The 26499-nt window shown below is 35.1% G+C and carries 25 protein-coding genes and 1 tRNA gene; 16 read left to right on the top strand and 10 right to left on the bottom strand.

Going from position 1 to position 26499, the window contains the following annotated elements; translation table 11 throughout:
* Nucleotides 1-128: 128 nt before the first annotated feature.
* The gene (locus K7G79_RS02335) at nt 129-584 is read right to left on the bottom strand and encodes a GAF domain-containing protein (protein WP_223548778.1); all 456 of its coding nucleotides are present in this window, start codon (nt 582-584) and stop codon (nt 129-131) included.
* A gap of 40 nt (nt 585-624) precedes the next feature.
* Here K7G79_RS02335 and xrtF point away from each other — a divergent pair, with 40 nt between their 5' ends.
* From xrtF to K7G79_RS02320, 3 genes are all read left to right on the top strand, one after another.
* The gene (xrtF, locus tag K7G79_RS02330) at nt 625-1227 is read left to right on the top strand and encodes an exosortase family protein XrtF (RefSeq protein ID WP_370634179.1); all 603 of its coding nucleotides are present in this window, start codon (nt 625-627) and stop codon (nt 1225-1227) included.
* The gene (locus K7G79_RS02325; RefSeq protein ID WP_223548774.1) at nt 1220-1654 is read left to right on the top strand and encodes an exosortase F system-associated protein; all 435 of its coding nucleotides are present in this window, start codon (nt 1220-1222) and stop codon (nt 1652-1654) included. Before xrtF ends, K7G79_RS02325 begins: the two co-directional genes overlap by 8 nt.
* 72 nt (nt 1655-1726) lie before the next feature.
* Entirely contained in the window at nt 1727-2836 is a 1110-nt protein-coding gene (locus K7G79_RS02320; RefSeq protein ID WP_223548772.1) for an exo-alpha-sialidase, read from the top strand.
* Between the two features lie 44 nt (nt 2837-2880).
* On the opposite strand, the gene K7G79_RS02315 is transcribed toward K7G79_RS02320, so the two are convergent.
* From K7G79_RS02315 to miaB, 8 genes are all read right to left on the bottom strand, one after another.
* On the bottom strand, nt 2881-3519 hold the full coding sequence (locus K7G79_RS02315; protein ID WP_223548770.1) for a DUF6090 family protein: 639 nt from the start codon (nt 3517-3519) through the stop codon (nt 2881-2883).
* A gap of 113 nt (nt 3520-3632) precedes the next feature.
* Entirely contained in the window at nt 3633-5264 is a 1632-nt protein-coding gene (gene groL, locus K7G79_RS02310) for a chaperonin GroEL (RefSeq protein ID WP_223548768.1), read from the bottom strand.
* A 98-nt stretch (nt 5265-5362) separates the two neighbouring features.
* Nucleotides 5363-5638 (bottom strand): co-chaperone GroES, encoded by a 276-nt coding sequence (groES, locus tag K7G79_RS02305; protein WP_223548767.1) that lies wholly within the window; start codon nt 5636-5638, stop codon nt 5363-5365.
* Between the two features lie 159 nt (nt 5639-5797).
* Nucleotides 5798-6166, bottom strand: coding sequence for a preprotein translocase subunit SecG (gene secG / locus K7G79_RS02300; RefSeq protein WP_223548765.1), 369 nt, complete (start codon nt 6164-6166; stop codon nt 5798-5800).
* Nucleotides 6167-6168: 2 nt separating this feature from the next.
* Complete coding sequence (locus K7G79_RS02295; RefSeq protein ID WP_223548763.1) at nt 6169-7119, bottom strand: hypothetical protein; 951 nt, start codon at nt 7117-7119, stop codon at nt 6169-6171.
* Nucleotides 7120-7308: 189 nt separating this feature from the next.
* Nucleotides 7309-7815 (bottom strand): LPS assembly lipoprotein LptE, encoded by a 507-nt coding sequence (lptE, locus tag K7G79_RS02290; protein ID WP_223548761.1) that lies wholly within the window; start codon nt 7813-7815, stop codon nt 7309-7311.
* Nucleotides 7816-7884: 69 nt separating this feature from the next.
* Nucleotides 7885-9153: a sigma-54-dependent Fis family transcriptional regulator gene (locus tag K7G79_RS02285; protein WP_223548759.1), complete on the bottom strand. Its 1269-nt coding sequence runs from the start codon at nt 9151-9153 to the stop codon at nt 7885-7887.
* Between the two features lie 89 nt (nt 9154-9242).
* Nucleotides 9243-10688, bottom strand: a complete 1446-nt coding sequence (gene miaB / locus K7G79_RS02280; protein ID WP_223548757.1) for a tRNA (N6-isopentenyl adenosine(37)-C2)-methylthiotransferase MiaB — start codon at nt 10686-10688, stop codon at nt 9243-9245.
* A gap of 380 nt (nt 10689-11068) precedes the next feature.
* On the opposite strand from miaB, the gene K7G79_RS02275 reads away from it, so the two are divergent.
* From K7G79_RS02275 to K7G79_RS02235, 9 genes are all read left to right on the top strand, one after another.
* A complete protein-coding gene (locus K7G79_RS02275) occupies nt 11069-11839 on the top strand; it encodes a hypothetical protein (RefSeq protein ID WP_223548755.1) in 771 nt (256 codons plus the stop codon).
* Between the two features lie 17 nt (nt 11840-11856).
* On the top strand, nt 11857-12624 hold the full coding sequence (locus K7G79_RS02270) for a hypothetical protein (protein WP_223548754.1): 768 nt from the start codon (nt 11857-11859) through the stop codon (nt 12622-12624).
* Between the two features lie 138 nt (nt 12625-12762).
* Entirely contained in the window at nt 12763-15246 is a 2484-nt protein-coding gene (topA, locus tag K7G79_RS02265; RefSeq protein WP_223548753.1) for a type I DNA topoisomerase, read from the top strand.
* 246 nt (nt 15247-15492) lie between these two features.
* Complete coding sequence (locus tag K7G79_RS02260) at nt 15493-16659, top strand: formimidoylglutamase (RefSeq protein ID WP_223548751.1); 1167 nt, start codon at nt 15493-15495, stop codon at nt 16657-16659.
* A gap of 155 nt (nt 16660-16814) precedes the next feature.
* Complete coding sequence (gene gldK, locus K7G79_RS02255) at nt 16815-18182, top strand: gliding motility lipoprotein GldK (protein WP_223548749.1); 1368 nt, start codon at nt 16815-16817, stop codon at nt 18180-18182.
* Nucleotides 18183-18260: 78 nt separating this feature from the next.
* Nucleotides 18261-18896 (top strand): gliding motility protein GldL, encoded by a 636-nt coding sequence (gldL, locus tag K7G79_RS02250; protein ID WP_223548747.1) that lies wholly within the window; start codon nt 18261-18263, stop codon nt 18894-18896.
* A gap of 50 nt (nt 18897-18946) precedes the next feature.
* A complete protein-coding gene (gene gldM / locus K7G79_RS02245; protein ID WP_223548745.1) occupies nt 18947-20506 on the top strand; it encodes a gliding motility protein GldM in 1560 nt (519 codons plus the stop codon).
* Between the two features lie 96 nt (nt 20507-20602).
* Complete coding sequence (gene gldN / locus K7G79_RS02240) at nt 20603-21493, top strand: gliding motility protein GldN (RefSeq protein WP_223548743.1); 891 nt, start codon at nt 20603-20605, stop codon at nt 21491-21493.
* Between the two features lie 105 nt (nt 21494-21598).
* Nucleotides 21599-22642, top strand: coding sequence for an FAD-binding oxidoreductase (locus tag K7G79_RS02235; protein ID WP_223548741.1), 1044 nt, complete (start codon nt 21599-21601; stop codon nt 22640-22642).
* A 98-nt stretch (nt 22643-22740) separates the two neighbouring features.
* On the opposite strand, the gene K7G79_RS02230 is transcribed toward K7G79_RS02235, so the two are convergent.
* Nucleotides 22741-23124: a DUF983 domain-containing protein gene (locus tag K7G79_RS02230; protein WP_223549029.1), complete on the bottom strand. Its 384-nt coding sequence runs from the start codon at nt 23122-23124 to the stop codon at nt 22741-22743.
* 120 nt (nt 23125-23244) lie between these two features.
* Here K7G79_RS02230 and K7G79_RS02225 point away from each other — a divergent pair, with 120 nt between their 5' ends.
* The 4 genes from K7G79_RS02225 (at nt 23245) to K7G79_RS02210 (ending at nt 26493) form a co-directional block, all read left to right on the top strand.
* Nucleotides 23245-25155, top strand: coding sequence for an ABC-F family ATP-binding cassette domain-containing protein (locus tag K7G79_RS02225; protein WP_223548739.1), 1911 nt, complete (start codon nt 23245-23247; stop codon nt 25153-25155).
* A gap of 96 nt (nt 25156-25251) precedes the next feature.
* Nucleotides 25252-26091, top strand: coding sequence for a Two component regulator three Y domain protein (locus K7G79_RS02220; RefSeq protein WP_223548737.1), 840 nt, complete (start codon nt 25252-25254; stop codon nt 26089-26091).
* A gap of 86 nt (nt 26092-26177) precedes the next feature.
* Entirely contained in the window at nt 26178-26360 is a 183-nt protein-coding gene (locus K7G79_RS02215) for a CPXCG motif-containing cysteine-rich protein (RefSeq protein ID WP_223548735.1), read from the top strand.
* Between the two features lie 60 nt (nt 26361-26420).
* Nucleotides 26421-26493: transfer RNA gene (locus K7G79_RS02210), tRNA-Met, on the top strand.
* Nucleotides 26494-26499: the final 6 nt, after the last annotated feature.

Below are 26499 nucleotides of genomic sequence, written 5' to 3'. Positions count from 1 at the left end.
ATTTTAAATAAAATGCAAAAGTAACTATTTATAGCAGAAAAATCGCTTAGAAATTTTAAAATGAATGTAATTTTTTAACGAAAAGAGGTGTTTGTTAACAAGGGAAATTCAAACTTGAAAGTTTAAATCTATAGTATTTCAGACACTTTAGCGCAAATAAATTCTAAAAAAACTTCGTCGGCTTTAGTAAAGGGATCTGCAGTGTTCGAATCAATATCTATCTGTCCTATGTTTTTACCGTTTACAAAAATGGGAATAACGATTTCTGCTTTAACCGAAATGCTGCACGCTATATAATTGTCTTGGGCAGAAACATCGGGCACTACAAAGTTCTTATTGCTTACAGCCACTTGGCCACAAATGCCTTTTCCAAAGGGAATTATAGTGTGTTCCGTTGGAGCGCCAACATAAGGTCCTAGTACTAATTCTTCTTTATTGCCATTTCTAAAATAGAAACCAACCCAATTATAATAGACTACATATGTTTCTAGTAATTGACATATTTCAAAGAGACGGTTGTCTACAGTTTGTTGGGTATTGGAAACTATAGATTCTACCATTGGTTTTAATTGATCAAAAGTCATGACAATAAAATTTTGGTAAAAGTATTTAAAAAGGCGTAATTTGAATACCCGTTTCACTCAATTTAACAGAATTAACTGTTTCGTTTTTTTGAAAAAGCTACTCATAAAATACAAATTAGTAATAAGATTTATACTGACGTTCTTATTAGTGTATATTTTACTCTCTCTTTCCTATAAATTTTATTTAGATTTTTCAAAATACACCAAGTTTTATCCTGATTACATAACGCATTTGGTTGCTAAACAAATTGAACATTTGATAGGTGATTTGGGTTATGATGTTCATGTTGTACCCCATCCAGATGAGCCTTCAATGAAACTTATCATAAACAAAAAATTTGTAGCAAGAATTATTGAGGGATGCAATTCCATTAGTGTCATTATTATGTTTGCTTCTTTTATTGTGGCTTTTTCAGGAAGATTAAAACAAACAGTTATGTTTTTGTTTTCGGGATGTGTGCTGATTTATGTCGTTAATTTGTTTAGGATAGTAATTTTAAGTATAGGCTTGTATCATTACCCTTGGCGAAGGGAAATTTTGCACACCGTTATTTTTCCAGCTATAATTTATGGTATGGTATTTTTTTTATGGATGATTTGGGTAAGGCATTTTGCAACCATAAACAGAAAACAGAATGAATAGATATACTAGATATTTTCTTTTAGTTTTCCTTTTTGGATTGTTAATTTTAATTCGTGTTTTCGAAAACGAATTATTTTACGATCCGTATTTGGTGTTTTTTCAAAATGATTATTTATACATCGATAACCCAAGACGTGAGGTGTTTAAGTTAACAGTTTTTACGGGTTTGCGTTATGGACTCAATAGTATCATTTCCATTATCATCTTATATGTTGCCTTTAAGGATAAAAATATCATTAAATTTTCTGTAATGATATATGTTTTGGCTTTTGTCATTTTAATTTTTATTTACTTATACTTTGTTGTTAATCCAAGACAAGAAGATTATTATATGTTCTTTAACGTACGAAGGTTTCTTATTCAGCCTATTGTATTGTTGTTATTGTTGCCTGCGTTTTATTACAATAGGCTTAGAACTAATGCTTAGATATTAAGAAATATAGCCATATTAATTGTATGTGATCTTAGTTGAATCAAAAAAATAATAAAAGAGTTATGTATGAGATTTTTATATAATGGTGTTTTTATAGTTTTGTCTTTAGCCTTATATTCACAGGAACACAAAACTCAAATATTGGATTATAAAGTTTTGTTTAGTGCTAAAAACAATACTAAAGTTTCCTGTTATAGAATTCCAGCTATTGTAACAGCGCCTAATGGTGTTTTGGTTGCAGCAATTGACGAAAGAGTGCCATCATGTGGAGATTTGAAATGGAGTAACGATATCAATATTGTATTAAGAAGAAGTGATGATAATGGGATAACATGGTCTAAAATAGAAACCGTAGTAGATTATCCTTTGGGTCAATCTGCTTCAGATCCTTCTATGATAGTCGATAAAGTAACAGGGGATATTTTTCTGTTTTATAATTATATGGATTTAAATCATGAAAAGGACGTGTATTATTTAAAAGTTATTAAAAGTTCCGATAATGGAAAAACTTGGGGTGAGCCAAAGGATATCACTAGGCAAATTTCAAAGACCGAATGGCACAAAGATTTTAAGTTTATAACCTCGGGTAGAGGTGTTCAAACCACAAAAGGAATATTATTGCATACACTAGTGAACCTTCAAAAGGGGTTGTATGTTTTTGGAAGTAAAGATCATGGAAAGACTTGGCATGTTATTGATACTCCAATCGCTCCTGCTGATGAATCTAAAATTGTAGAGTTGGCCAATGGTGATTGGATGATCAATAGCCGAGTAAATAGCAAAGGGTTTAGGTATGTTCATAAATCTTCTGATAATGGTGAAACCTGGTGTACACAACCTGATTCTTTGCTTATTGATCCTTCATGTAATGCCAGCATAATAAGGTACACTTCAATAATAAGTGGAGATGATAAAAATCGACTTTTATTTTCTAATGCTAAGAAACAAGGTGATAGGATGAATATGACAGTTCGCATTAGTTATGATGAAGGTAAAACTTGGACAAAGGGGAAGACTATATACTCTGGAAGTGCTGCCTATTCTTCAATGACAGTTTTAAACAATGGAGATATTGGCCTTTTGTTTGAAAAGGACAATTATACTGAAAATGTTTTTGTTCGTTTAACTTTAGAGTGGTTAACCAATGGAAAAGATGTCTATAAAAGAGATAGATAAAATCACCTATTTTGCAAATTTCTAGAGGTGTAAACCAAAACTAATTATTTTAAAATAACCAATAAACTATCACAGTTTTTAATACCTCGGATGGTAGCTAGCCTTTTTATCCAAAAAGAACCATTCATGCTTTGTAAAATGTTTTTAAATAGGACTTCATTGCTAAATCCAAAAGCTCCTTTTTTCATGTCGTCATAATTTGCATGATTAACCATGTAGTTGCTTAAAAATTCCTTGTGTATATTTTCTTGTCGGGAATAATCCTTAAGAATTGATTTATAACTCGCATAATGCTTTTCTATCGCAGCTTTTAATTCAAATTCATTAATGAGTTTAAAATCACCCGAATTTATCATGGTTTGGTAAGTGATATCATTTGGATAAAATTCAGTTATATTAAACGTACCAAATAGTTCTTGTCGTAATTTTATTTTTTCTGGAGAATCTGTGTTTATTAACGGAATAATTTCTTTTAAAGTTTCAATTTTAGTATTTATTTCTTTTAAGTTTTGTTCTAAATTCTTTTTATCTACTTTAATGTCCTCCTTTAAGCTTTTAATATATAATGATTTTAGATTTTCATTTTTTTTGGTATCGGCACACTTATTCAAGCTAAAGGCTATTGAAATACCAATAATTACAATTAATATTTCTCCAAGCGCATAACGCAATTGTTTTTTCATTTAGATAATGTTTGTTTAAAGCTATAAAATATTGACCAATAAAAAAACGCCTCAAGATGAATTGAAGCGTTTTTTTGAATGTTTGAGCTAGATGGTAGTTGAGCTTATCGAAATTACATCATACCAGGCATTCCACCGCCACCCATTGGAGGCATTGCCGGAGCATCTTCTTTAATATCGATTAAAGCGCATTCAGTAGTAAGAATCATACCAGAAACCGAGGCTGCATTTTCCAGAGCAATACGTGTTACTTTTTTAGGATCTATAATACCTGCTTTAAGCATATCTACATAAGCTTCAGACTTAGCATCATAACCAAAGTCCTTTTTGCCTTCCAGTACTTTATTAATTACAACTGAACCTTCACCACCAGCATTTTCAACAATAGTACGTAAAGGTGCTTCAATAGCTTTATTAACAATTTGAACACCCGTGGTTTCATCTAAATTAGAAGTTTCTAGCTTTTCAAGAACAGCTTTGGCTCTTACTAGAGCAACTCCACCACCAGCAACAATACCTTCTTCTACAGCAGCTCTTGTAGCATGTAAAGCGTCATCTACACGATCTTTTTTCTCTTTCATTTCAACCTCGCTAGCGGCACCTACATATAAAACAGCAACCCCACCGGCTAGTTTAGCTAAACGCTCTTGAAGTTTTTCCTTATCGTAATCACTAGTTGTAGTTTCTATTTGGGATTTAATTTGGTTTACGCGAGCTTTAATAGCTTCTGTGTCTCCTGCACCATTCACTATAGTTGTGTTGTCTTTATCTACAGTTACAGTTTCAGCTGTACCCAACATGCTCAAATCGGCATTTTCAAGAGTGAAGCCTCTTTCTTCTGAAATCACTGTTCCTCCAGTTAATATAGCAATATCCTCAAGCATGGCTTTACGTCTATCACCAAATCCAGGCGCTTTAACCGCAGCAATTTTTAATCCTCCACGTAATTTGTTAACTACCAAAGTTGCTAAGGCTTGTCCGTCAACATCTTCTGCAATGATTAATAAGGGACGGCCAGATTGCGCTACAGGTTCTAAAATGGGAAGAATCTCCTGTAAGTTAGAAATCTTTTTGTCAAATAATAAAATGTAGGGATTTTCTAAATCGGCAATCATTTTATCAGCATCAGTGATAAAGTATGGCGATAAATAGCCTCTGTCGAATTGCATACCTTCAACAACATCTACATAAGTATCCATGCCTTTGGCCTCTTCAACAGTAATAACACCTTCTTTACCGACTTTAGAGAATGCTTGAGCAATCAATTCGCCAATGGTATCGTCATTATTTGCAGAAATAGCAGCAACTTGCTTTATTTTTTCTGAAGAGTTACCAACTTCTTGTGATTGTTTTTCCAAATCCGCAGTAATGGCCTCAACAGCTTTATCGATACCGCGTTTTAAATCCATAGGATTCGCTCCTGAAGCGACATTTTTTAAGCCTTCTTTTACAATTGCTTGAGCCAATACGGTTGCAGTAGTGGTTCCATCACCTGCTAAATCGTTGGTTTTGCTAGCTACTTCTTTTACCATTTGTGCACCCATGTTTTCATGTGCGTCTTCCAATTCGATTTCCTTAGCTACCGTAACTCCATCCTTAGTAACTTGAGGGGCACCAAAACTTTTACTAATAATTACGTTACGTCCTTTTGGACCTAAGGTTACTTTTACTGCATTTGCCAACGCATCTACACCGCGCTTTAAACCATCGCGTGCTTCTATTTCAAATTTTATATCTTTTGCCATGTTTTTAGTGTTAAAAAGTTTAATGTTCAAAGTTAATAGTTAGTTTTTCAAGCAAGGTAACTTCGAACTTGAAACCTTAAGCTTGAAACCTAAATTGTTTAAACTATTGCCAAGATGTCGCTTTCGCGCATAATTAGATAGTCTTTTCCGTCTAGTTTAAGCTCTGTCCCTGCATATTTACCATATAAAACAGTATCACCAACTTTAACGGTAATAGGATCGTCTTTGGTACCGGGACCGGCAGCTACAACAGTACCTCGTTGTGGTTTTTCTTTAGCGTTGTCCGGAATAATAATTCCTGATGCTGTTTTAGTTTCAGCTGCAGCTGGTTCTATAAGAACACGGTCTGCTAATGGTTTAATGTTTAAGCTCATAAGTTTATAATTATTTTTTATTTTAATTTTGATTAACGATGTTGTTTTAAGCTAAAAATGTGCCAACCCAATATAACTGACAAACTTGCAGATTAAAACTATATAAACAAAAAATGCCAACTTAAACAGTTGGCATTTTTTGTAAAGTTTTGTAGTAAATTAGTCTTCGGTTGTATTTACTGGTGTATCAGTTGCGGCATCAGTAGTTGTATCAGTTGCAGGGGTAGATACTGGTAAAGGTTGTGTTGTTTGTGCATCAGGATCTAATGCTTTAGAATCTACACTTTCCGAACCTCTATTTATGGCAACATTGGAAACTAAGATCAACACCAAAAGTAATGTTGCTAAAGTCCATGTACTTTTGTCCAAAAAGTCGGTTGTCTTTTTCACACCACCTAACTGTTGAGTTCCCCCGCCTCCAAAAGAAGAGGATAATCCCCCGCCTTTAGGGTTTTGAACCATGATGACCACTACTAGCAAAAATGCCACGACTACGATTAATGCTAAGAATATTGTAAACGTACTCATTATTATTTATTATTTTGTTCTTGTAATTGCTCTACTGCTTTAATTTGGTTTGCAAAGAAACCACTTTTTTCTGGATATTTCAAACTTAATATTTTATAAGATTGAATGGCCTTTTTATAGTTTTTTTGTTCAACATAAATACGGGCCAAAGTCTCTGTCATTAAAGCTTCAGGTTGTATCATTTGAGCTTCTGCCAAATTACCTTTGTTCACTGAAGATAAAGTTGGTTTTATTTTTGGATTATTAGTGATAAATTTATCTATAAGCTTGAACTTTTTAATTTTTTCATCTTCTATAGAAGGAAGTTCTTGTTTAAGTTCTATTGCAGGCTCATTTGAGTCTTTTGTACGATCTATAGGCTTGTATCGCGTTAGTTTTAACCACTCGTTAAAGGAATGCGTTTCGGTTTTATCGAAAGGTAGAGGTTGCCCTAAACTCAAAATGGTTTCTGCAGATACTTCCTGCGTTTTAGTGTTTTCGGTTACGGGCTCAATGGTTTCAGATTCATTCAAACTAAAAGTTACTGCTTGTTTGGTTAGAGTCTCTTTTGGTTGAAATAAGGAAGGATCCAAAACACCTAGTGTGTCTTGTATTTGTTGTTTAAGAAACTCGTCTATTGCGACACTTTTGTTTACCGATATATCTTCTGCAGTAACTTCTATATGTTTTAAGTACTCAATATTTCGTTTAATGAATTGAGAAATTTCATTTTGAATAAAAACATCTGAAGTAATGTAATCAAATAAAATGCTACGGTCTGTGGTGAAAGCAGCCGTCGTTTTTAGTTCCTGATTATAATTTAAGCTACTTTGATCCTTTAATCCTTTTAGATATACTGCCCGAGCCGATTGCATATAGGGAAAGTCATCAATAATCGATTTTATGTCCTCGATCTGTTGGTGGGTCATAGCCTGTGGGTGCTGTAATAAATATGTGAAATCGAGGGTGTTCAATGGTTTGGTTTAAGCTAAAGCAAATATATGTTTTTTTATTTTTTGGTGGTTTCGAGAGTACTTCGACTGCGCTCAGTATGACACCTCAACCACCAAAAGTGTTCTTTAAATAATAAAAATTGGTAGCTGGGGTGTCACACTTAGTAACTTATGCTGAGCTTGTCGACGCAAGTAAAAGTGCTGTCGAAGCTACCATCTTGCTAATGTAGCATTTATAATATCTTGCGTTATTCTATCAAAAATCTCTTCATGGGCTGTTGTTTTTTGTGCTCCAATGAGTTGTGCGCCTCCGGGATAGTCATAAAAGAAAGAAAATGTTTGTTCTAAATCATCCTCTTCGTTGTTTCTATTGTAGAATCTAACTTTTACACTTATGGTCAATCTGTTTTGGGCAGCCCTATTGTCCGAGGTCGCTGTGGTGGGTGATATTCTATAATCTGTAATTTCACCCTCAAAAACCAAATCGGCATTAGTTGTTTCTAATTTATAGTTGGTTTGATCTTGTATTAAGTCTTGCAATGTGTTTTGAAACAGAAGGTCTAAGCCAGGCTCAAACAAAAGGGATGTGTTTTCAAATCGATTTACTTGAAACGTTTCAGCATCTATAGAACTGGGTTGTGTGAAACCATATTGCACTTTACAACCAAAAGAAGTAATAATAATTAAAGGTAAAAGAATGTATTTTAATAGTTTCATGTTTTAATTTATGCTTTGTTAGCTTCAATTATGATTAGTTACTAGTACTATTGGTAACTGCGAATTTGTTTAAAGGTCGTATTGTTTAATCTTTCTATATAAAGTACGTTCGCTAATCCCTAATTCAGCTGCTGCTAATTTACGTTTTCCGTTATGACGTTCAAGCGATTTTTTTATTAATTCCAATTCTTTGTCCTGTAACGACAGCGTTTCCTCTTCTTCAATCTCTTCAGCAAAATGATACTTATCTGTGTTTGAAGTCTCTTCTATATTGGTACTGTGTTCTGGAATCGATAATAATTCGGCTGTGTCTTCAGTAGCTTCAAGTGCTTCCTCTTCAAAGTCGTCGTTACCATAAATTTTTTGAATTAAGCCCTCATGGTCTTTTTCAACATCCTTAACATTTCCCGATTTCATGAGTTCCATGGTGAGCTTTTTTAAATCGTTCAGGTCACTTTTCATATCGAAAAGGACCTTGTACAGGATTTCACGTTCACTACTAAAATCGCTTTCAGACTTAGATGTTTTTATTACGGCAGGTAAATTTGTGTTGGCTGTAGCTGGTAAATAACTGCGTAAAGTTTCAGCTGTAATGGTTCTGTTTTGCTCTAAAACCGATAGCTGTTCTGCAATGTTGCGTAACTGACGAATATTACCGCTCCATCGGTGTTTCAACAGTACTTGTATGGCATTATCAGTAAGTTTTACCGTTGGCATTTTGTATTTTAAGGCAAAGTCGCTGGCGAATTTTCTAAATAATAAATGGATGTCGTCTTGGCGTTCCCGAAGCGGTGGTAAGTGGATGTCTACAGTGCTCAACCTATAAAATAAATCTTCCCTAAACTTTTCTTTTTCTATGGCTTCAAACATATTTACGTTGGTAGCCGCTACAATACGAACATTGGTTTTTTGCACTTTGCTGGAACCTACTTTGATAAATTCCCCATTTTCCAAAACACGTAACAAACGCACTTGGGTGGTTAAAGGTAATTCGCCAACTTCATCTAAAAATATGGTGCCGCCATCGGCTACTTCAAAATAACCTTGCCTGGTTTGAGTAGCGCCTGTAAAGGCACCCTTTTCGTGTCCGAACAATTCACTATCTATGGTGCCTTCAGGAATGGCTCCACAGTTCACAGCAATATACTTGTTGTGCTTTCTATGGGAGAGTTGGTGAATTATTTTTGGAATACTCTCCTTGCCAACCCCACTTTCGCCGGTAACCAATACAGAAATATCGGTTGGCGCGACCTGTATCGCTTTTTCAATGGCACGATTTAAGGCGGCTGTATTGCCAATAATTCCGAAACGTTGTTTTATAGTTTGAACAGATTCCATGTAATTTTTGTTTTGGACATAGAGACTCTCAAAATGCTTAGGCTCAATGTTTTAATGAACACTTCGGGAATCTTAGTGTTCCTAGTTTTTTAATTATTAATTGAATATCCCAAAGCCTCACCTATAAGTGTTGCACTGGTACAGTCAGTTATTTTTACATTTACAAAATCCCCTACTTTATAGTTTTCTTTTGGGAATACAACAACGGTGTTTTGACTGTTGCGACCCGACCAATGGGCATCCGATTTTTTAGAGGACTTCTCAATCAGGACTTCTTCAACCTTGCCCAGATGTTGTTGCGTTCTGTAAAGTCCATGTTTTTGTTGTAATTGGATGATTTCGTTTAAGCGACGTTTTTTGGTGTCTTCTGGTACATCGTCTTCCATTTTGCGCTCTGCCAATGTTCCCGGACGTTCTGAATAGGCAAACATAAATCCGAAGTCGTATTTAACATGCTCCATTAAACTCAAGGTGTCTTGATGGTCTTCTTCGGTTTCGGTTGGGAACCCGGAAATCATATCCTGACTAATGGCGCAATCTGGGATAAGACGTTTTATGTTGTCTATCAATTCAAAATACTCCTCGCGAGTATGCTGACGGTTCATTTCCTTTAGGATACGATTGCTACCACTTTGTACCGGTAAATGGATATAGTTACAAATGTTGTCATGTTTGGCCATGGTTTCAATAACGTCCATGGTCATATCTTGGGGGTTCGATGTTGAAAAGCGAATACGCATTTTAGGTTGTGCTTCTGCGCACAGCTCTAACAGTTTTGCAAAATTGGTTGCAGTAGCTTTTTGTAACTCACTGGCTTTGTCAAAATCTTTTTTCAGTCCGCCCCCATACCATAGATAGCTATCCACGTTTTGCCCCAATAGGGTCACTTCCTTGTATCCTTTACTCCAAAGATCATTCACTTCTTCCAAAATACTTTGTGGATCCCTACTGCGCTCACGTCCTCTTGTAAACGGCACCACGCAGAAGGTGCACATGTTGTCACAACCACGGGTAATGGAAACAAAAGCGGTAACACCATTACTGTCAAGACGAACAGGTGAAATATCGCCATAGGTTTCTTCTTTGGAGAGGATAACGTTAATGGCATCTCGACCTTCATTAACTTCGCTAAGCAGGTTGGGTAAATCTTTATAGGCATCTGGACCAACCACAAGGTCTACGATTTTTTCTTCTTCTAAGAACTTGTTCTTTAAGCGTTCTGCCATGCAACCCAATACACCCACTTTCATGGTTGGATTTATTTTTTTTACGGCGTTGTATTTTTCGAGACGTTTACGAACCGTTTGCTCTGCCTTATCACGTATAGAACAAGTATTTACTAAAACCAAATCGGCATCCTCTAACTGCTGTGTGGTATTATAGCCTTCTTTTGCTAATATAGAAGCTACAATTTCACTATCACTAAAATTCATTTGACACCCATAGCTTTCAATAAAAAGTTTACGGGTGTTGCCTTCCTTTTGCTCTAAAATTAGCGATTCACCTTGTTTGTTTTCGTCAATTATTTTTTCCATAAAACTTGAGTTAACCATAGTGGTCAATATTCGTGCCCGTCAGCTGTAAGGCAGCTGCAAAGATACAATTAATTTGTATTTTGTGACAAAGTGGCAGTTTTAAATTTTAATGTGTTTGTAAAAAAAATGAACCCTTTAACACAAGTATTTTATCGTGGAAGTATCTTAAAACTAAGATAATGTCGAACTATGAAACTAAAACAGTTTGTATATAATTGCTGAAAAACAATTTATTGATAAAAATGTTTAGAAAACGATGAACTACTAATAAGAACTTTTTTTATTGTAATAACATTTTATAAGAATCCTGCTTAAGCAGGATTTTTTATAGAGAATGTTTATCTTTAACCACAAACTAAATCAAATGAAAGCTAAAATATATGGATACACTTGAGTCACTAACCAACAAAATTAATAATGCAAAGGCCTTAGATTTTGGCGATATTATATCCAATTCAATAGATTTTTTCAAAAAAGTATGGCTTAAGGGCTTTTTGGTTATTTTGATTTTGATGGCCTGTGGATTTGTTGTAGGCCTACTGTTTTCATTTATAGGCTTGGGGGTGCAAGGAAACCCTTTTGTAGAAGGATTTAACTTAAATTCATACTACGATTTTTATTTTTCAAACATTATTTACAATATACCCCAGGGTATTTTAGTGAGTACTTTAACCTTGGCGCTGCTGTCTTCTTTTTATCGCATCTGTAAACAGGTATATTTAAAGGAAAATATTACAGAGGATTATTTTTATTTTTTTAAGAAAGAGTACAGTTCCAGGCTATTGATGTTAGGTATAATTTATACTGGAATAGGCACATTAGCGCAATTAATGTTCATTATTCCCTATCTATATGTGTTTGTTCCTTTATCTTATTTTGCGATCGTTTTTGCCAACAATCCACATTTAACAGAAATGGAAGTGGTGAAAGCTAGCTTTAGAATTGGTAACAAAAAATGGTTGATCACATTTGGAACCATATTCGTAACCGGGATATTGGCTATGCTTGGGATATTAGGGTGTGTTATTGGTTTGCTGTTTACCATGTCTATTGTTTACTTGCCTGTGTTTTTTATTTACAAAGATATAGTGGGGTTTGATGGTGCTAGTGAAATAGACCAAATAGGGGTTAGGGACGATTCAGATTATTAATTCAATACAAATATTATATGGAAACAATCAATGCTATTTTAGGAAAAATTGAAAATGCCAAAGCCTTAGATTTTGGTGATATTTTCAATAAGTCAATCGAACTATTTAAAAAGGTATGGTTACAGGGGTTAGTTATGTTGTTGTTGACCTTTGTACTAATACTCCCTTTTTACATAATCATGTATTTGCCTTTAATAGCTATGGGTTTATTTGATTTTGAGTTATTGCAGCAAGGGCAAGAACAAAATCTTGCCATTCTTGTTCCCTTTTACATATTTATATTTGTATTTTCTTTTTTTGCTATGATTATTGGGTTTGGGTTAAAATCTGCTTTTTATAGAATATGTAAAATTAAGGACTTAAATGAAGCTGGGTCAGATGATTATTTTTATTTTTTCAAAAGACCTTATTTGGGTAAGACCATAAAATTAGCGGCTATGACCTTTGGAATTAGTTTAGTGGCCTTGCTTCTATGTGTGTTGCCTATTTTTTATGCGATGGTTCCCATAGCGTTAATAAATGTGGTTTATGCGTTTAATCCTGATATTTCTGCTTCCGAAATTGTGAAAATTGGTTTTAAATTAGGGAATAAAAAATGGCTGTTAACTTTTGGGCTTTTATTTGTTTCTTCAATATTGGCGCAATTGGTTGGTATGATAATGTGCTTTATAGGAGTTTTTGTAACAGCTTCTTTTGCATATTTACCAATGTATTTTATTTATAAAGAATCCATAGGTTTTGAAGAGGCTGATGAAATAAACTCTATTGGAGACACTTCAGAATAAATCGTTTTGAAATTTTTTAAAAGTACTGTGTTTATCTATAAAACCCAGTGCTTTTTTTATTGTAAAATTAGTAGCAATGCATCTGAAATTAGGTGCATAAAAAAATTTTCACATACATTTGTAGCCTAAAAATCGAGTATGGCAAAGAATTTAGTAATCGTTGAGTCACCTGCAAAAGCAAAGACAATAGAGAAATTTTTAGGAAAGGATTTTAAAGTTGAATCTAGTTTTGGGCATATTTCCGATCTGCCCTCAAAAGAACTAGGCGTTGATGTTGACTGCGATTTTAAACCTAAATATGAAGTTTCCAAAGACAAAAGAGCGGTTGTAAAAAAACTAAAGGAGCTTGCTCAAAAAGCCGATACCATTTGGTTGGCCAGTGATGAAGATCGTGAAGGAGAAGCTATAGCTTGGCATTTGGCAGAAACTTTAAAACTCGATAAAGAAAAGACAAAACGTATAGTTTTTCATGAGATTACAAAGTCGGCCATTCAAAAGGCTATTGAGAATCCGCGTGGTATAGATTACGATTTGGTCGATGCCCAGCAAGCACGTCGTGTGTTGGATAGGATTGTAGGTTATGAATTATCTCCGGTTTTATGGCGCAAGGTTAAAGGAGGGCTGTCTGCAGGTCGTGTACAGTCGGTATCAGTACGATTGATTGTCGAACGGGAACGTGAAATTCAAGAATTTACACCTCAAGCTTCTTATAGAATTGATGCTGAGTTCTCCAATGAAGACGGACAAACCTTCAGGGCAAAGTTGCCTAAAAACTTTGCGACCAAAGAAGAAGCTCAAACGTTTTTGGAACAGAATGCCTCAGCTAATTTTAAAGTGGCCGATTTAGAAAAAAAACCAGCTAAAAAATCGCCTGCAGCACCGTTTACAACATCTACCTTGCAACAGGAAGCTTCAAGGAAACTGTATTTTTCAGTAAGCAAAACCATGACCATGGCGCAGCGTTTGTACGAAGCGGGATTGATTACTTATATGAGAACCGATAGTGTTAACTTATCTGATGAAGCCAGACAGGGTGCACAAAAAGAAATTGAGCAAACATACGGTGCTAATTATAGTAAGCCAAGAAATTACACTGGTAAAACTAAAGGAGCACAAGATGCCCACGAAGCTATACGTCCAACCGATTTTTCCTTGTCTTCAATTGATGTTGATAGGGACCAGGCCAGGTTATACGATTTAATATGGAAGCGTGCTATAGCATCTCAAATGAGCGATGCGCAATTGGAGCGTACCAATGTAAAAATAGAGGCTTCCACACACAATGAAACATTTAGCGCCAATGGAGAGGTGATTCAGTTTGATGGATTTTTAAAGGTGTATTTAGAAGGGACCGATGATGAAGTTGAAGAGCAGGAAGGTATGTTACCTATGCTTAAGGTAAACGAGTCACTATTCAATAATTACATAACAGCAACCGAACGCTATACGCGTCCTCCAGCACGTTATACCGAAGCGTCTTTGGTTAAAAAATTGGAGGAACTGGGAATAGGTAGACCTTCAACTTATGCACCAACCATCTCTACAATCCAAAATAGAAATTATGTAGAGAAAGGTTCTGTGGATGGTGAAGACCGCAAGTATACCCAACTCACCTTAAGGGCAGGGGCAATCAAAGCTAAATCCTTAACGGAAAAAGTAGGTTCAGATAAAGGTAAGTTGGTACCAACAGATATTGGTATGATAGTGACCGACTTTTTGGTAAACCATTTTGAACATATTTTAGATTATAATTTTACAGCTAAGGTAGAATCGGATTTTGATAATATTGCTGAAGGAAAGGAAGACTGGACCAAAATGATGAAGATGTTCTATAAGGACTTTCACCCTCAAGTAGAAGACGTTAAAGAAAATGCCGACCGCGAATCTGGTGAACGTATTTTAGGAACCGATCCAAAGTCGGGTAGACAAGTTAGTGTGCGTTTGGGTAAGTTTGGGCCTATGGTACAGATAGGAACGGTTGACGATGAAGATAAACCGTTGTTTGCTAGCCTAAGCCCAGATCAACAATTGAATAATATTACCTTTGAGGAGGCTATGGACTTGTTTAAGTTGCCAAAACACCTCGGTGCTTATAAAGGTGAGGAAGTTGAAGTTAATAATGGTCGTTTTGGGCCTTATGTAAGATATGGTAAATCATTTGTTTCCTTACCTAATGGGACCGATCCATTAAGTGTTGAGCTTGATGAAGCTATTGCACTTATAGACGAAAAGAAAAAAGCAGATGCTCCTATATATATGTATCAAGGGTTGCCTGTCCAAAAAGGGAAAGGTCGTTTTGGACCATTCATCAAATGGAATAATATGTTTATTAATGTCAATAAAAAATATGATTGGGATAATCTTTCCGATAGTGATATTGTTGAATTGATTGAAGATAAAGTTCAAAAGGAAAAGGATAAATTAGTTCATTACTGGGAGGCTGAAGGCATTCGTGTTGAGAAAGCGCGTTGGGGAAGACATCATGTAATAAAAGGCAAGACTAAAGTAGAGTTAGCCAAAACTGTAGATGTAGCAGATATGACTCTAGATGAAGCTAAAGCATTAATTGAAGCTAATGCACCAAAGAAAAAGGTGACTAAGCGTACTGCTAAGAAGAAATAGTCAGCATTAAAGCTAAATTATATTTGGCCAAACTGGTTTTACACTTGTTTGGCCATCTTTTATTCCGTAATGTATTTATGTTTTAAACATTATATTCACAGTAGCAATATGCGTTTTTGCAAAGATTTAAGGGAATTCAATAATTACGGATCTTTTTTATCTTAAATAGTGCGTGAAAATCATTTATTCTTTTAATATTTGTGTAAAAGCCCCGAAAAGGGCGACAGTTTAGCTTACGCATTAGTTATGAATTTTACTTTTCTTTCACCAGTTTCAGATTTGGTGCTTGCGCACAACGAATTATTGTCCACTCAAGCCTTAGGGAGAAAACTCAGAATCCATTCTGCACAAAACGGTATGCCGGATTTAGATGGTGTAAAAATTGCACTTGTTGGTGTTTTGGAAAACAGAAACGATATTAACTATATAGGAGAGGAGTTTCAGCTGCATGAGATAAGAAAAGCATTTTACGAACTTTTTCCTGGGAGTTGGACAGTTGCTGTTGCTGATTTAGGGGATATTAGTAAGGGAGAGAGCGTAGAGGATACCTACTTCGCTTTAAAAACAGCTATTGCCGAATTAATCAAAAAAAACATCATACCTATAATAATAGGTGGAACCCAAGACCTTACCTATGCTAATTACCGGGCTTATGATGATATTGTTCCAATGGTTAATATTGTTAATGTAGATAGTAAGTTCGATTTGGGAGATTCTGCAAAACCAATCAAGAACAATAGCTTTGTGGGGAAAATTATTTTAGAGGAACCATATAACCTTTTTAACTATGCGACCATTGGTTATCAAACCTATTTTAACTCGCAAGAGGAAATAGATTTAATGGATAAACTTTATTTTGAGGCATACCGCTTGGGGCAAATATCAAAAGATGTTACTGTGGTGGAACCGGTATTACGTGATGCCAATTTGGTAAGCGTTGATTTAGGGGCAATCAAAAGTTCAGAACTAAGCTTGAACCAAAAATATTCTCCCAATGGATTAGACGGTAAGGAAATTTGTGCCATTGCACGTTATGCAGGAATAAGCAATAAGGTGTCTTCATTTGGTATATATGAATACAAGCCTTCAAAAGATGATGAAATTACGTCTAGGCTTATTGCTCAAATGATATGGTACTTTATAGAAGGTTACAATTTTAGGGTCAAGGATGATGATTTTTCGGATGAAAGCAACTATCAAAAATTTATTGCTCTTGTAGAAGAACAGGAATTAGTCTTCTACAAGAGCAATAAGACGGGACGTTGGTGGATTGAGATTCCTTTTTTGGCCGAAGTCAATAATAAATTAAAGAGACATACGTTATTACCTTGCATGCACCAAGATTATAAGGATGCTTGTAACAATGTGGTGCCAGACCGCTGGTATAAAGCATTTCAAAAAAATAGCGTATAGTTAAGATAAGTATATAAGATGTTAATTTTATCGATGAAATGCTTATTTTTTACGATAAAACGTATTTTTTTTAGAAAAAAAGTTGCTTTTTAAAAAATATATAGATATGTTTACGCTCTCAAAATTAAAGCAGATTAATTAACCTCGAGTTTTCTATGGATATGAAGAAGTTTATTTTATTAACCACATTACTAACAATGTTCGCAAGTTGTGGCTCTAAAGATAGAGGCGAGCTTGTTGGTGTTAAAGGAAAGAAATGGCATCCAGAAAAGCCCTACGGTATGGAACTTGTTCCAGGAGGTGCTTTTACAATGGGTAAAGCAGATGATGATTTAGCAGGAGTGCATAATGCTCCAGCCAAAACAGTAACTGTTAGGGCCTTTTATATGGATGAAACCGAAATAACTAACAGTGAGTACCGTCAATTTGTAAATTGGGTCAGAGATTCTATTATTAGAACCAAATTAGCCATTTTAGCAGATGAGGTTGGTTTAACCCCAGAGGATGGAGGTATTGGTGAATTTGCATTTAAAGATGCCGATACGGCTAACATGACGGCCTACGAAAAATACATGCACGATAATTATTTTGGGTTAGGAGAGGATCCTTATGAAGGATATAAACTTAACCGTGATATTGATTTAATATTTGATACTGCAGAATATCCAGACGAATATTATTCTGAGGTAATGGATACTATGTATTTGCCATTAGAAGAATCTTATAATGGTCAACGTACTTGGGATGTAAAGAAATTTAAGTTCCAGTATACTTATATGGATATTCAAAAAGTTGCAAAAAACAGGGCTTTAAAACGCAAAGATGCTATTAAAAAAGAAGCTGTTGAGGTATATCCAGATACTACCACATGGATTAGGGATTTTACTTATTCTTATAACGAACCCATGCATAATGATTATTTTTGGCATGATGCTTATGGCGACTATCCGGTTGTAGGTGTTACATGGGCACAGGCACAGGCTTTCTGTCAGTGGCGTACACTTTACAAAAATTCGTATCAAAAAAGTAAAAAAGGAGCTCATTTTGTAAACGCATTTAGATTACCACTTGAATCTGAGTGGGAATATGCTGCCCGTGGTGGTTTGCGTGGTGCTACTTTCCCTTGGGGAGGACCTTATGCAAAAAATGATAGAGGTTGTTTTATGGCCAACTTCAAGCCGGTACGTGGTGATTATGCTGCAGACCAAGCACTTTATACTGTTGAAGCAGATTCATACGAGCCAAACGATTATAACCTTTACAATATGGCGGGTAACGTATCAGAATGGGTGAACGATTCTTACGATCCATCATCATACGAATATGTTTCTACGGTTAACCCAAGTGTAAAAGATAATAAAAACCACCGCAAAGTGGTGCGTGGTGGATCTTGGAAAGATGTAGCATACTTTTTACAGGTGAGTACTAGGGACTATGAGTATGCAGATTCAGCAAGATGTTATATAGGATTTAGAACTGTTCAGGATTACATGGGGACAAAGGTAACCAAGAACGGTAAATAACATAAATCAAATCAATTTTAAATAATACTATTAATTAACCTACTTAAGTATTCGTACTTAACTTAAAAATCGAAAATTATGGCACAGTCAAAAGCAAGTAAAAAGTTTATGAATTTAGCTTACGGTTTAGGAGCATCAATTGTAATTGTTGGAGCACTATTCAAGATTATACATTTTGAAATTGGACCGCTAACAGGTAACGTTATGTTAACCATTGGTTTGGTAACAGAGGCAATTATATTTGCAATATCGGCATTCGAACCTGTTGATGAAGATTTAGATTGGTCGTTGGTATATCCAGAATTAGCTGGAGGTCAAGCCAACAGCAAAGAACCAAAAGATGCTCAAGGCCTTTTGTCTAAAAAATTAGATGAATTACTAAAAGAAGCTAAAATAGATGGTGAATTATTAACCAGTTTAGGAGACAGCATCAAGAACTTTGAAGGTGCTGCCAAAAGTATTTCACCTACTGTAGATTCTATTCAAGCGACCAAAAAATACGGAGAAGAATTATCATTAGCTGCTGCTCAAATGGAGTCGTTAAACAGCTTGTACAAAGTACAGTTGGAAAGCATTAATAAGCAAGCGGCTATTAATGAAGAGTCTGTAGAAAACGCAGCTAAACTAAAAGAACAAATGCAATCATTAGCCTCTAACCTATCATCATTAAATGGTGTTTATGGTGGTATGTTATCTGCAATGAACAAGAGCTAATTAGGGGTTAACCCAAATTGATATTAATTAACCAAAAAACCTAATTAGACATGGCAGCAAATAATCTATCTCCTAGACAGAAAATGATTAATTTGATGTATTTAATCTTCATAGCAATGTTAGCATTAAATATGTCGAAGGAAGTCCTTTCTGCCTTTGGATTAATGAATGAAAAATTAACGGAGTCCAATCAAGCGGCAACCGAACGAAATACTGCTTTTATTGCCAGTTTAGAACAAAGAGCAATAGATCAGAAGGAAAAGTACGAACCTTTAAAGGAAAAAGCTGTTCAAATAAAGGATTTAGCATCTACATTTGATACTTATTTAGAAGATTTAAAATCGAAAATGTCAAGTACGGTCGATGATCCTGAAGATTATGAAATCATGGACAAAGGGGATTACCTCGATGAAAACTTCTTTAAAGGAGACAAATTGAAGCCAGCTGGAGAAGAATTTATGGCACAAATGGCTGCGTTTAGAGATGGTGTAGCTAATGTTTTAGCCGATCAACCAGGAATGGAAGAGATTGTAAAAGATGTTCAAGAGAAATTCAATACAGATGACACTAAACGAGGTGCTGGAACACAATCTTGGCTAGACCGTAATTTTAAAGGATTCCCTTTGGTAGCTTCTTTAACCAAAATGACACAGCTTCAAGCAGATATTAAAACGACTGAATCTGAGGTGTTGTCTAATATGTTACAAGGTACTTTAACTAGTGAGGTATCTATGACTAATTATACAACCTTATTGGAAACCACTAAATCGGCTTACTTTAACGGAGAGACCTTTGATGGTCAAATAGTATTGGGAAGAAAAGATGCAACTACTAAACCAAATCGTGTAGAGTTGACTTTAGATGGTAGACCTTTAACCGAAAACCAATATACAATTGAAGATGGTAAAGTGAAATTAAATGTGGGTACGGGTGCTCCAGGTGAGCATAAAATTGAAGGAAAATTAATTTTTGCTCAGGACGGAGAGGATATTGAAGTTCCTGTATCATCATCATTTGCTACAGTACCTAAGCCAAATGCAGCAACGATTTCTGCAGATAAAATGAATGTGGTTTACCGTGGGGTGAAAAACCCAATGACCATTTCTTTTGCAGGTATTTCAGATAATAATGTTAGTGCTAGCGCTCAAGGGTTATCTAGAGTTGGAGGAAGCAAATACGTTATGGATGCAACTTCAATTAAAGGAAGAGAAGTTACTATTAACGTTTCTGGTAAATTACCAGATGGACAAGGCGTAAGCGATAAAGCAACCTTCAGGATTAAAGATTTACCAAAACCAACAGGAACCGTAAGAGGAGAAGATGGACAGGTTAAAATGCAACGTCAAAGCTTAGAGATATCAACTATAGGCGCTATGTTCGATGATTTCGATTTCGAATTACCGTTGCGTGTAACTGGTTTTATGTTTAAAGTCTCTGGTCAACCAACCATTCAAGTGAATGGCAATAAATTAGATAGTCGAGCCAAAGGTGCATTGCGTAAAGCCAAGCGTGGTTCTGATGTTCAAATATTTAATATTGAAGCCAAAGCAAGTGGCGTAAGTGTGATACTTAAAAAAGTGTCGCCTGTAATTATTGAACTTACAAATTAAAATAAACAGCTATAGTCAAATATATGGGCTATAGCTGTTACATACTGTGCTAATATAGCCCCAGATATGAACATTGTGAAAAATAAAATGGAACAGATGAATTTTAAAAGTTTTTTATTAACCGTATTAACTGTTTTTGCAGTATCGCATGTATTTGCACAGGCTAATATATTAAATGCGAAATCTCCAGAAGAAATAGGTGTAAGAACAGAAGCACAAAAAGCCATTGATAATGACGAACCGTTAGCTTACGGCTATGTTGACGATAGGGACATCCTGTATTCATCATTGGTTTGGGAAAAAATCGTTCTAGATGAGCGTGTTAATTTCCCATTGTATTACCCTATTGATACCAATAATATTGGTAAAGATAGACGCTCATTGTACGATGTGCTTATGAAAAATATCAAAAATGGGAACATAAAAAACATTTATGATGATTCCTATTTTAACACAAAGCGAACGTTAAAAGATATTGAAGCGGCATTGAAAAAAGTGGATACTACAGAGTTAGGTATTGAGCAATTAAATGCAGGTGAAGAATTGTCAGCAGAATATATAGATACATACGAGATCTCAGCTGCCGATATTAAAGAGTACCGAATTAAAGGACTTTGGTATTTCGATAAACGTCAATCGGAAATGAAATACCGTTTGTTGGGTATCGCCCCTGTAGCTCCCGATGTGAATTTTATTCATGATGAAAACCCTGATTTAGTGGAGTTGTTTTGGGTGTTTTTCCCAGATGCCAGGGAAGTGTTGCATGAAGCGAAGTCCTTTAATAATGAAAACAGTTCCATGCCGTTCTCTTTTGACCATATATTAAACTCAAGACGTTTTAATGCCATCATTTATGCTGAGGAAAATGTTCAGGGTGATAGAAAGGTTAATGAATACATTGCACAAAATGCATTAATGCAATTATTGGAATCTGAAAGAATTAAAACCCAAATAAGGGATTTCGAACTCGATATGTGGACTTACTAAGTTGCACAAGGTTATACTAATAGAATTTACGCCCACTTTTAAGTGGGCGTTTTTTTATCTCAAACTTTAAGCCCGAAACTTGGAATTTAGAATTATCTTCGCCTAATGAAAGTTGATTATATTGTTGTAGGTATTGGCTTGGCAGGTATTGGCTTTTGTGAACAGTTAAGGGCCAATAACAAAACTTTTGTGGTTTTTGATGACCAGTCCCAAAGATCTTCTATTGTTGCTGGAGGATTGTATAATCCTGTAGTGCTAAAACGGTTTACTCCAGTTTGGAAAAGTGACGAACAGTTGCTTTTAGCTTCTAGTCTTTATAGCAATCTCGAAAAACGACTAAAAGTTAAATTGGACTATAAAATCCCTGTTTATAGAAAGTTTACTTCGTTTGAGGAACAGAACGATTGGTATACAGCTTCCGATAAACCACAGCTTACTAAATATCTGTCTACGTCCTTAATTAGAAATAATAATAATGCTGTTAATGCGCCTTATGGTTTTGGAGAAGTAAAATATACAGGTAGAATAGCTGTAAAAAAAATGGTGAAGGCCTATAAACATGAGCTCAATCAAGAAGGAAGGCTTATTGAAAGCGAGTTTAAGCATAGCATGCTTCATGTGATCAATAGCGATGTAACTTATAATCATATAAAAGCAAAGAACATTGTTTTTACGGAAGGCTATAATATGAGCAAAAATCCTTTTTTCACGGATTTACCCTTATTACCAACAAAGGGCGAGCTGTTAACCATTCACGCCCCTGATTTAGAGATAGATTATGTATTAAAAGGTCCTGTGTTTTTGATCCCATTGAAGCACCATAACTATTTGGTGGGAGCTACTTATGGTTGGGGAGATACATCTAATACCATAAGTGAATCGGCAAAAATTGAACTATCAGATAAATTAAAAACACTTATTAATTGCCCGTTTGAAGTGGTCGATCAAGTTGCAGGGGTTCGTCCTACAGTAAAGGATCGACGGCCGTTGGTAGGAAGACATGCAACTCATGGTAACCTATATGTGTTTAACGGATTAGGTACTAGAGGTGTAATGATTGCTCCTTATGTGGCCAAACAACTGTTTGAATATATTGAATTCAATACACCTTTGGATAAGGATATCGATATAAAGCGATTTGATGATTAAAGTTTGTAGCGATTAGAGCCATTCTTGCCAGTGACAGAGGGTTGGGTGTTGAGCTTATCGAAATGCTCGAAGTCACCGTAAACATATCACAAAGAAAATCATTTCTTGGCCAATGACTTATCGTAATGCATAAAAAAGTTTATCCATATGTTTCTGGAAATCCTAATAATGATGGGCAGAAATACCACCAAGGTAGCAACAATGCTAGTGAAAACGATATTGATACCTGCATTAAAAACGAAAAAGGAAATTACAAAGGCAGCAGTAGCAAAAGCAATACCAACGGCATAACTCACATACATAGAGCCATAAAAAAAGGAAGGTTCAATTTTATATTTTGTGCTACAGTTACAGCAAGTTTCATGCATGTCTAGAATCTCTGAAAGTATATAAGGATTTTTATTCTTAAACATTGATTCTTCGTGACACTTTGGGCATGTGCCTGTTAAGATGCTGTATAATTTATTCCCTTTTTTAAACATAATATTTATGTACTTTTGCAAACGCATTTTATAGATTAGAGACTAAGAAAAATCAAATCTAAAACTGATAGCAAAAATAAGTTTTTACAATAAGGGCTTAGTAATAAAAGTTACATTTCTATGATTAATATCCATAATTTATCAATTTCATTTCAAGGTGAATACCTATTCGAAGATATTACCTTTAAATTGGGTAATGGTGATCGTGTTGGACTTATTGGTAAAAATGGAGCAGGCAAATCAACCATGTTAAAGATTTTGTCTCGTGAAATGGAGCCAGATACAGGACAAATAGCTACCGATAAAGCACTTAAAATTGGGTTTTTAAAACAGGATATTGATTTTGATTATGGAAGAACTGTTTTAGAGGAATCCTATGAAGCGTTTATCGAAATAAAGCAAATAGAGTCTAAACTAGATCATATTAACACCCAGTTGGCTGAACGTACCGATTATGAGAGTGAAGGATACCATCAGCTAATGGTAGATATTAATGAACTACAACATCAATATGAAATTTTAGGAGGTTACGATTACCAAGGTAATACCGAGAAGATTCTACAAGGCCTGGGGTTTAAGCGTGATGATTTTAATAAGCTTACCGATACCTTTTCAGGTGGGTGGCGCATGCGTATTGAGTTGGCTAAATTGCTTTTACAGAATAATGATATTTTATTGTTGGATGAACCTACAAACCATCTGGATATTGAATCCATAATTTGGTTGGAAGGATTTTTAAAAAACTATTCAGGAGCTGTCGTTATTGTGTCACATGATAAAATGTTTTTGGATACTGTAACCAACAGAACAATCGAGATTTCATTAGGCCGTATTTACGATTATCCCAAACCCTATTCAAAGTATTTGGTTTTGCGTGAAGAACTTAGGACACAGCAGCTCGCTTCACAAAAGAATCAACAAAAACAGATTGAGCAGACAGAAAGGCTTATTGAAAAATTTAGGGCAAAAGCATCCAAAGCAACTATGGCACAATCACTTATAAAAAAATTGGATAAGATTGAGCGTATTGAAGTTGATGAAGATGATAATAGTGTGATGACTTTAAATTTTCCTGTTTCTGTAACACCTGGTAAAGTCGTCGTTGAAGCAGAGCATGTTTCAAAAAATTATGGTGAAAATCAAGTGCTTAAAAACGTTAGTTTACTTATTGATCGTGATAGTAAAACGGCTTTTGTGGGGCAAAATGGACAGGGAAAATCAACTTTGGCCAAAATTATAGTTGGCGAAATTAAGCACCAAGGATATTTAAAATTGGGGCATAATGTGCAGTTAGGCTATTTTGCCCAAAATCAAGCAGAGTATTTAGACGGAAACAAGACTGTTTTAGATACTATGATCGATGCGTCTAACGAAAGTAACCGGAGTAGGGTTAGGGATATTTTGGGCTCGTTTTTGTTTCGAGGCGATGAGGTTGAAAAATATGTAAGGGTACTTTCTGGAGGGGAACGTAACCGGTTGGCATTGGCCAAATTATTGTTGCAGCCGTTCAATGTGCTTATAATGGATGAGCCTACGAATCATTTAGATATAAAATCCAAGAACGTTCTTAAAGAAGCATTAAAACGTTTTCAAGGAACTTTGATTGTAGTGTCTCACGACCGTGATTTTCTTCAAGGATTGACCAATAAGGTTTATGAGTTCAAAGATCAAAGAATAAAAGAATATTTAGGTGATATAGACTATTATTTGGAGGCACGTAATGTTGAAAGTTTGCGGGAGGTAGAAAAACGAACGGTAGTTAAAGAAGTTCCGAAGGAAAAAAAGCAACAGTCGTATGAAGAACAAAAGCGCTTAAAGTCACTAAATAACAAATTGAGTGGGGTAGAATCTAAAATTAGTCAACTGGAAAAGGACATTAAAGCCATCGATTTGGAGCTTGAAATCAATTATGAAGCAATCACTTCACAACCAAATTTCTTCGATAATTATCAAACAATGAAAACCAATTTGCAGGAATTAATGCAGAAATGGGAGGACATTCAACTGGAAATCGAGCAGTTCGTCGATTAGTAAGTGTTAAAATTTAGCGCATTTTATCGAATAAAATAGAATTTAGTCTGTTTGCAGGTTATCTTCGTATGAGAATTAATCCCAAATTTATTCGACATGAAGACCTTAAAGCTAACCATTGCCTGCTTATTTGTTTCTTTTTACACATTTGCAAGCATTTTACAAACCGAAAAAGAAGCCCTTATAGCGCTCTACAATGCTACTAATGGTAGCAAATGGAATACCTCTTGGGATATGGAAGCCTCGATAGATACTTGGTATGGTGTTAAAGTAGAGGATGATAAAGTGGTAGAGTTAAACTTACATTTTAACAACCTTCAGGGAACCATACCTCAAGAAATAGGAAAATTAACTGCCTTGAAAAAAATAAATTTTGGTTTCAATAAATTAAGTGGAACTATTCCATCTACAATTAGTAACTTAAAAGAATTAACAACTTTAGAACTTTTTATGAATAATTTGGAAGGTAATATTCCAAATGAATTGGGCGAGTTGGAAAAATTAGAATCCTTACACTTGTATAGCAATAAGTTATCTGGTAATATTCCTGAATCCCTTATGGGATTGACAAACTTAAAGGAATTATTGTTAGGAAGCAATTTTTTAACCGGAACTATTCCAAATCAAATATATGCCTTATCTAGTTTAGAAAAATTGAGTCTTATAGATAATAAGTTGGAAGGAGAAATTCCTGTTGAAATCGCCCAATTAAGCAATTTACAAGAGCTAGTATTATCGAGTAATGGGTTTACAGGAAACTTTCCTATGGAATTGGTTAACTTAACGAATTTAAATACCATCATGGTAAGTGATAACAATTTAAACCAAGATATTACTACAATATCCAATAGAACAGGAAGTACACCACCTGATTTGTTATTCTTGGAATTGCAGAGTCAAAATGCTACAGCGACTATGGATATTGAAAAAGAATAATATAGTTTTTTAAGTAAATTAGTTTTAGTTAGTTAAAAAAAGGGAAAACAATCTAAGTTATTTTCCCTTTTTTTAATTTTATAACTATGATTGAACACTATTTTACTTGTCCTTATTGCTGGCAATCTATCTCTATGTTTTTAGATAGCTCAATTAAAAAACAATCTTATGTAGAAGATTGTGAAGTATGTTGTAACCCCATAAAAATTTCATTTGAATTTTTGAATTCGGAACTTCTAGAGTTTCAGGCAAATAGTATAGGGCAATAAATATTTTAGTAATTTCCTATTGTATAAACTAAAAAGGATTGTATATTTGCTCTCCAATATCGCGGGATAGAGCAGTAGGTAGCTCGTCGGGCTCATAACCCGAAGGTCACTGGTTCGAGTCCAGTTCCCGCTACTAAAC

It is taken from the genome of Aestuariivivens sp. NBU2969 (assembly GCF_019931125.1).
GTDB lineage: Bacteria > Bacteroidota > Bacteroidia > Flavobacteriales > Flavobacteriaceae > Aestuariivivens > Aestuariivivens marinum.
This window is presented reverse-complemented; position numbering and strand designations above follow the sequence as displayed.

Bases quoted from the DNA above. Each gene is read 5' to 3' on its own strand.
- gldM (WP_223548745.1), top strand. From the start codon at position 18,947: ATGGCAGCAAATAATCTATCTCCTAGACAGAAAATGATTAATTTGATG.
- miaB (WP_223548757.1), bottom strand. From the start codon at position 10,688: ATGGAAAAAATAATTGACGAAAACAAACAAGGTGAATCGCTAATTTTA.
- K7G79_RS02320 (WP_223548772.1), top strand. From the start codon at position 1,727: ATGAGATTTTTATATAATGGTGTTTTTATAGTTTTGTCTTTAGCCTTA.
- K7G79_RS02215 (WP_223548735.1), top strand. From the start codon at position 26,178: ATGATTGAACACTATTTTACTTGTCCTTATTGCTGGCAATCTATCTCT.
- K7G79_RS02325 (WP_223548774.1), top strand. From the start codon at position 1,220: ATGAATAGATATACTAGATATTTTCTTTTAGTTTTCCTTTTTGGATTG.
- gldK (WP_223548749.1), top strand. From the start codon at position 16,815: ATGGATATGAAGAAGTTTATTTTATTAACCACATTACTAACAATGTTC.
- K7G79_RS02285 (WP_223548759.1), bottom strand. From the start codon at position 9,153: ATGGAATCTGTTCAAACTATAAAACAACGTTTCGGAATTATTGGCAAT.
- lptE (WP_223548761.1), bottom strand. From the start codon at position 7,815: ATGAAACTATTAAAATACATTCTTTTACCTTTAATTATTATTACTTCT.
- topA (WP_223548753.1), top strand. From the start codon at position 12,763: ATGGCAAAGAATTTAGTAATCGTTGAGTCACCTGCAAAAGCAAAGACA.
- K7G79_RS02225 (WP_223548739.1), top strand. From the start codon at position 23,245: ATGATTAATATCCATAATTTATCAATTTCATTTCAAGGTGAATACCTA.
- groES (WP_223548767.1), bottom strand. From the start codon at position 5,638: ATGAGCTTAAACATTAAACCATTAGCAGACCGTGTTCTTATAGAACCA.
- K7G79_RS02220 (WP_223548737.1), top strand. From the start codon at position 25,252: ATGAAGACCTTAAAGCTAACCATTGCCTGCTTATTTGTTTCTTTTTAC.
- secG (WP_223548765.1), bottom strand. From the start codon at position 6,166: ATGAGTACGTTTACAATATTCTTAGCATTAATCGTAGTCGTGGCATTT.
- K7G79_RS02260 (WP_223548751.1), top strand. From the start codon at position 15,493: ATGAATTTTACTTTTCTTTCACCAGTTTCAGATTTGGTGCTTGCGCAC.
- K7G79_RS02275 (WP_223548755.1), top strand. From the start codon at position 11,069: ATGGATACACTTGAGTCACTAACCAACAAAATTAATAATGCAAAGGCC.
- K7G79_RS02335 (WP_223548778.1), bottom strand. From the start codon at position 584: ATGACTTTTGATCAATTAAAACCAATGGTAGAATCTATAGTTTCCAAT.
- gldN (WP_223548743.1), top strand. From the start codon at position 20,603: ATGAATTTTAAAAGTTTTTTATTAACCGTATTAACTGTTTTTGCAGTA.
- groL (WP_223548768.1), bottom strand. From the start codon at position 5,264: ATGGCAAAAGATATAAAATTTGAAATAGAAGCACGCGATGGTTTAAAG.
- K7G79_RS02230 (WP_223549029.1), bottom strand. From the start codon at position 23,124: ATGTTTAAAAAAGGGAATAAATTATACAGCATCTTAACAGGCACATGC.
- K7G79_RS02270 (WP_223548754.1), top strand. From the start codon at position 11,857: ATGGAAACAATCAATGCTATTTTAGGAAAAATTGAAAATGCCAAAGCC.
- K7G79_RS02235 (WP_223548741.1), top strand. From the start codon at position 21,599: ATGAAAGTTGATTATATTGTTGTAGGTATTGGCTTGGCAGGTATTGGC.
- gldL (WP_223548747.1), top strand. From the start codon at position 18,261: ATGGCACAGTCAAAAGCAAGTAAAAAGTTTATGAATTTAGCTTACGGT.
- K7G79_RS02315 (WP_223548770.1), bottom strand. From the start codon at position 3,519: ATGAAAAAACAATTGCGTTATGCGCTTGGAGAAATATTAATTGTAATT.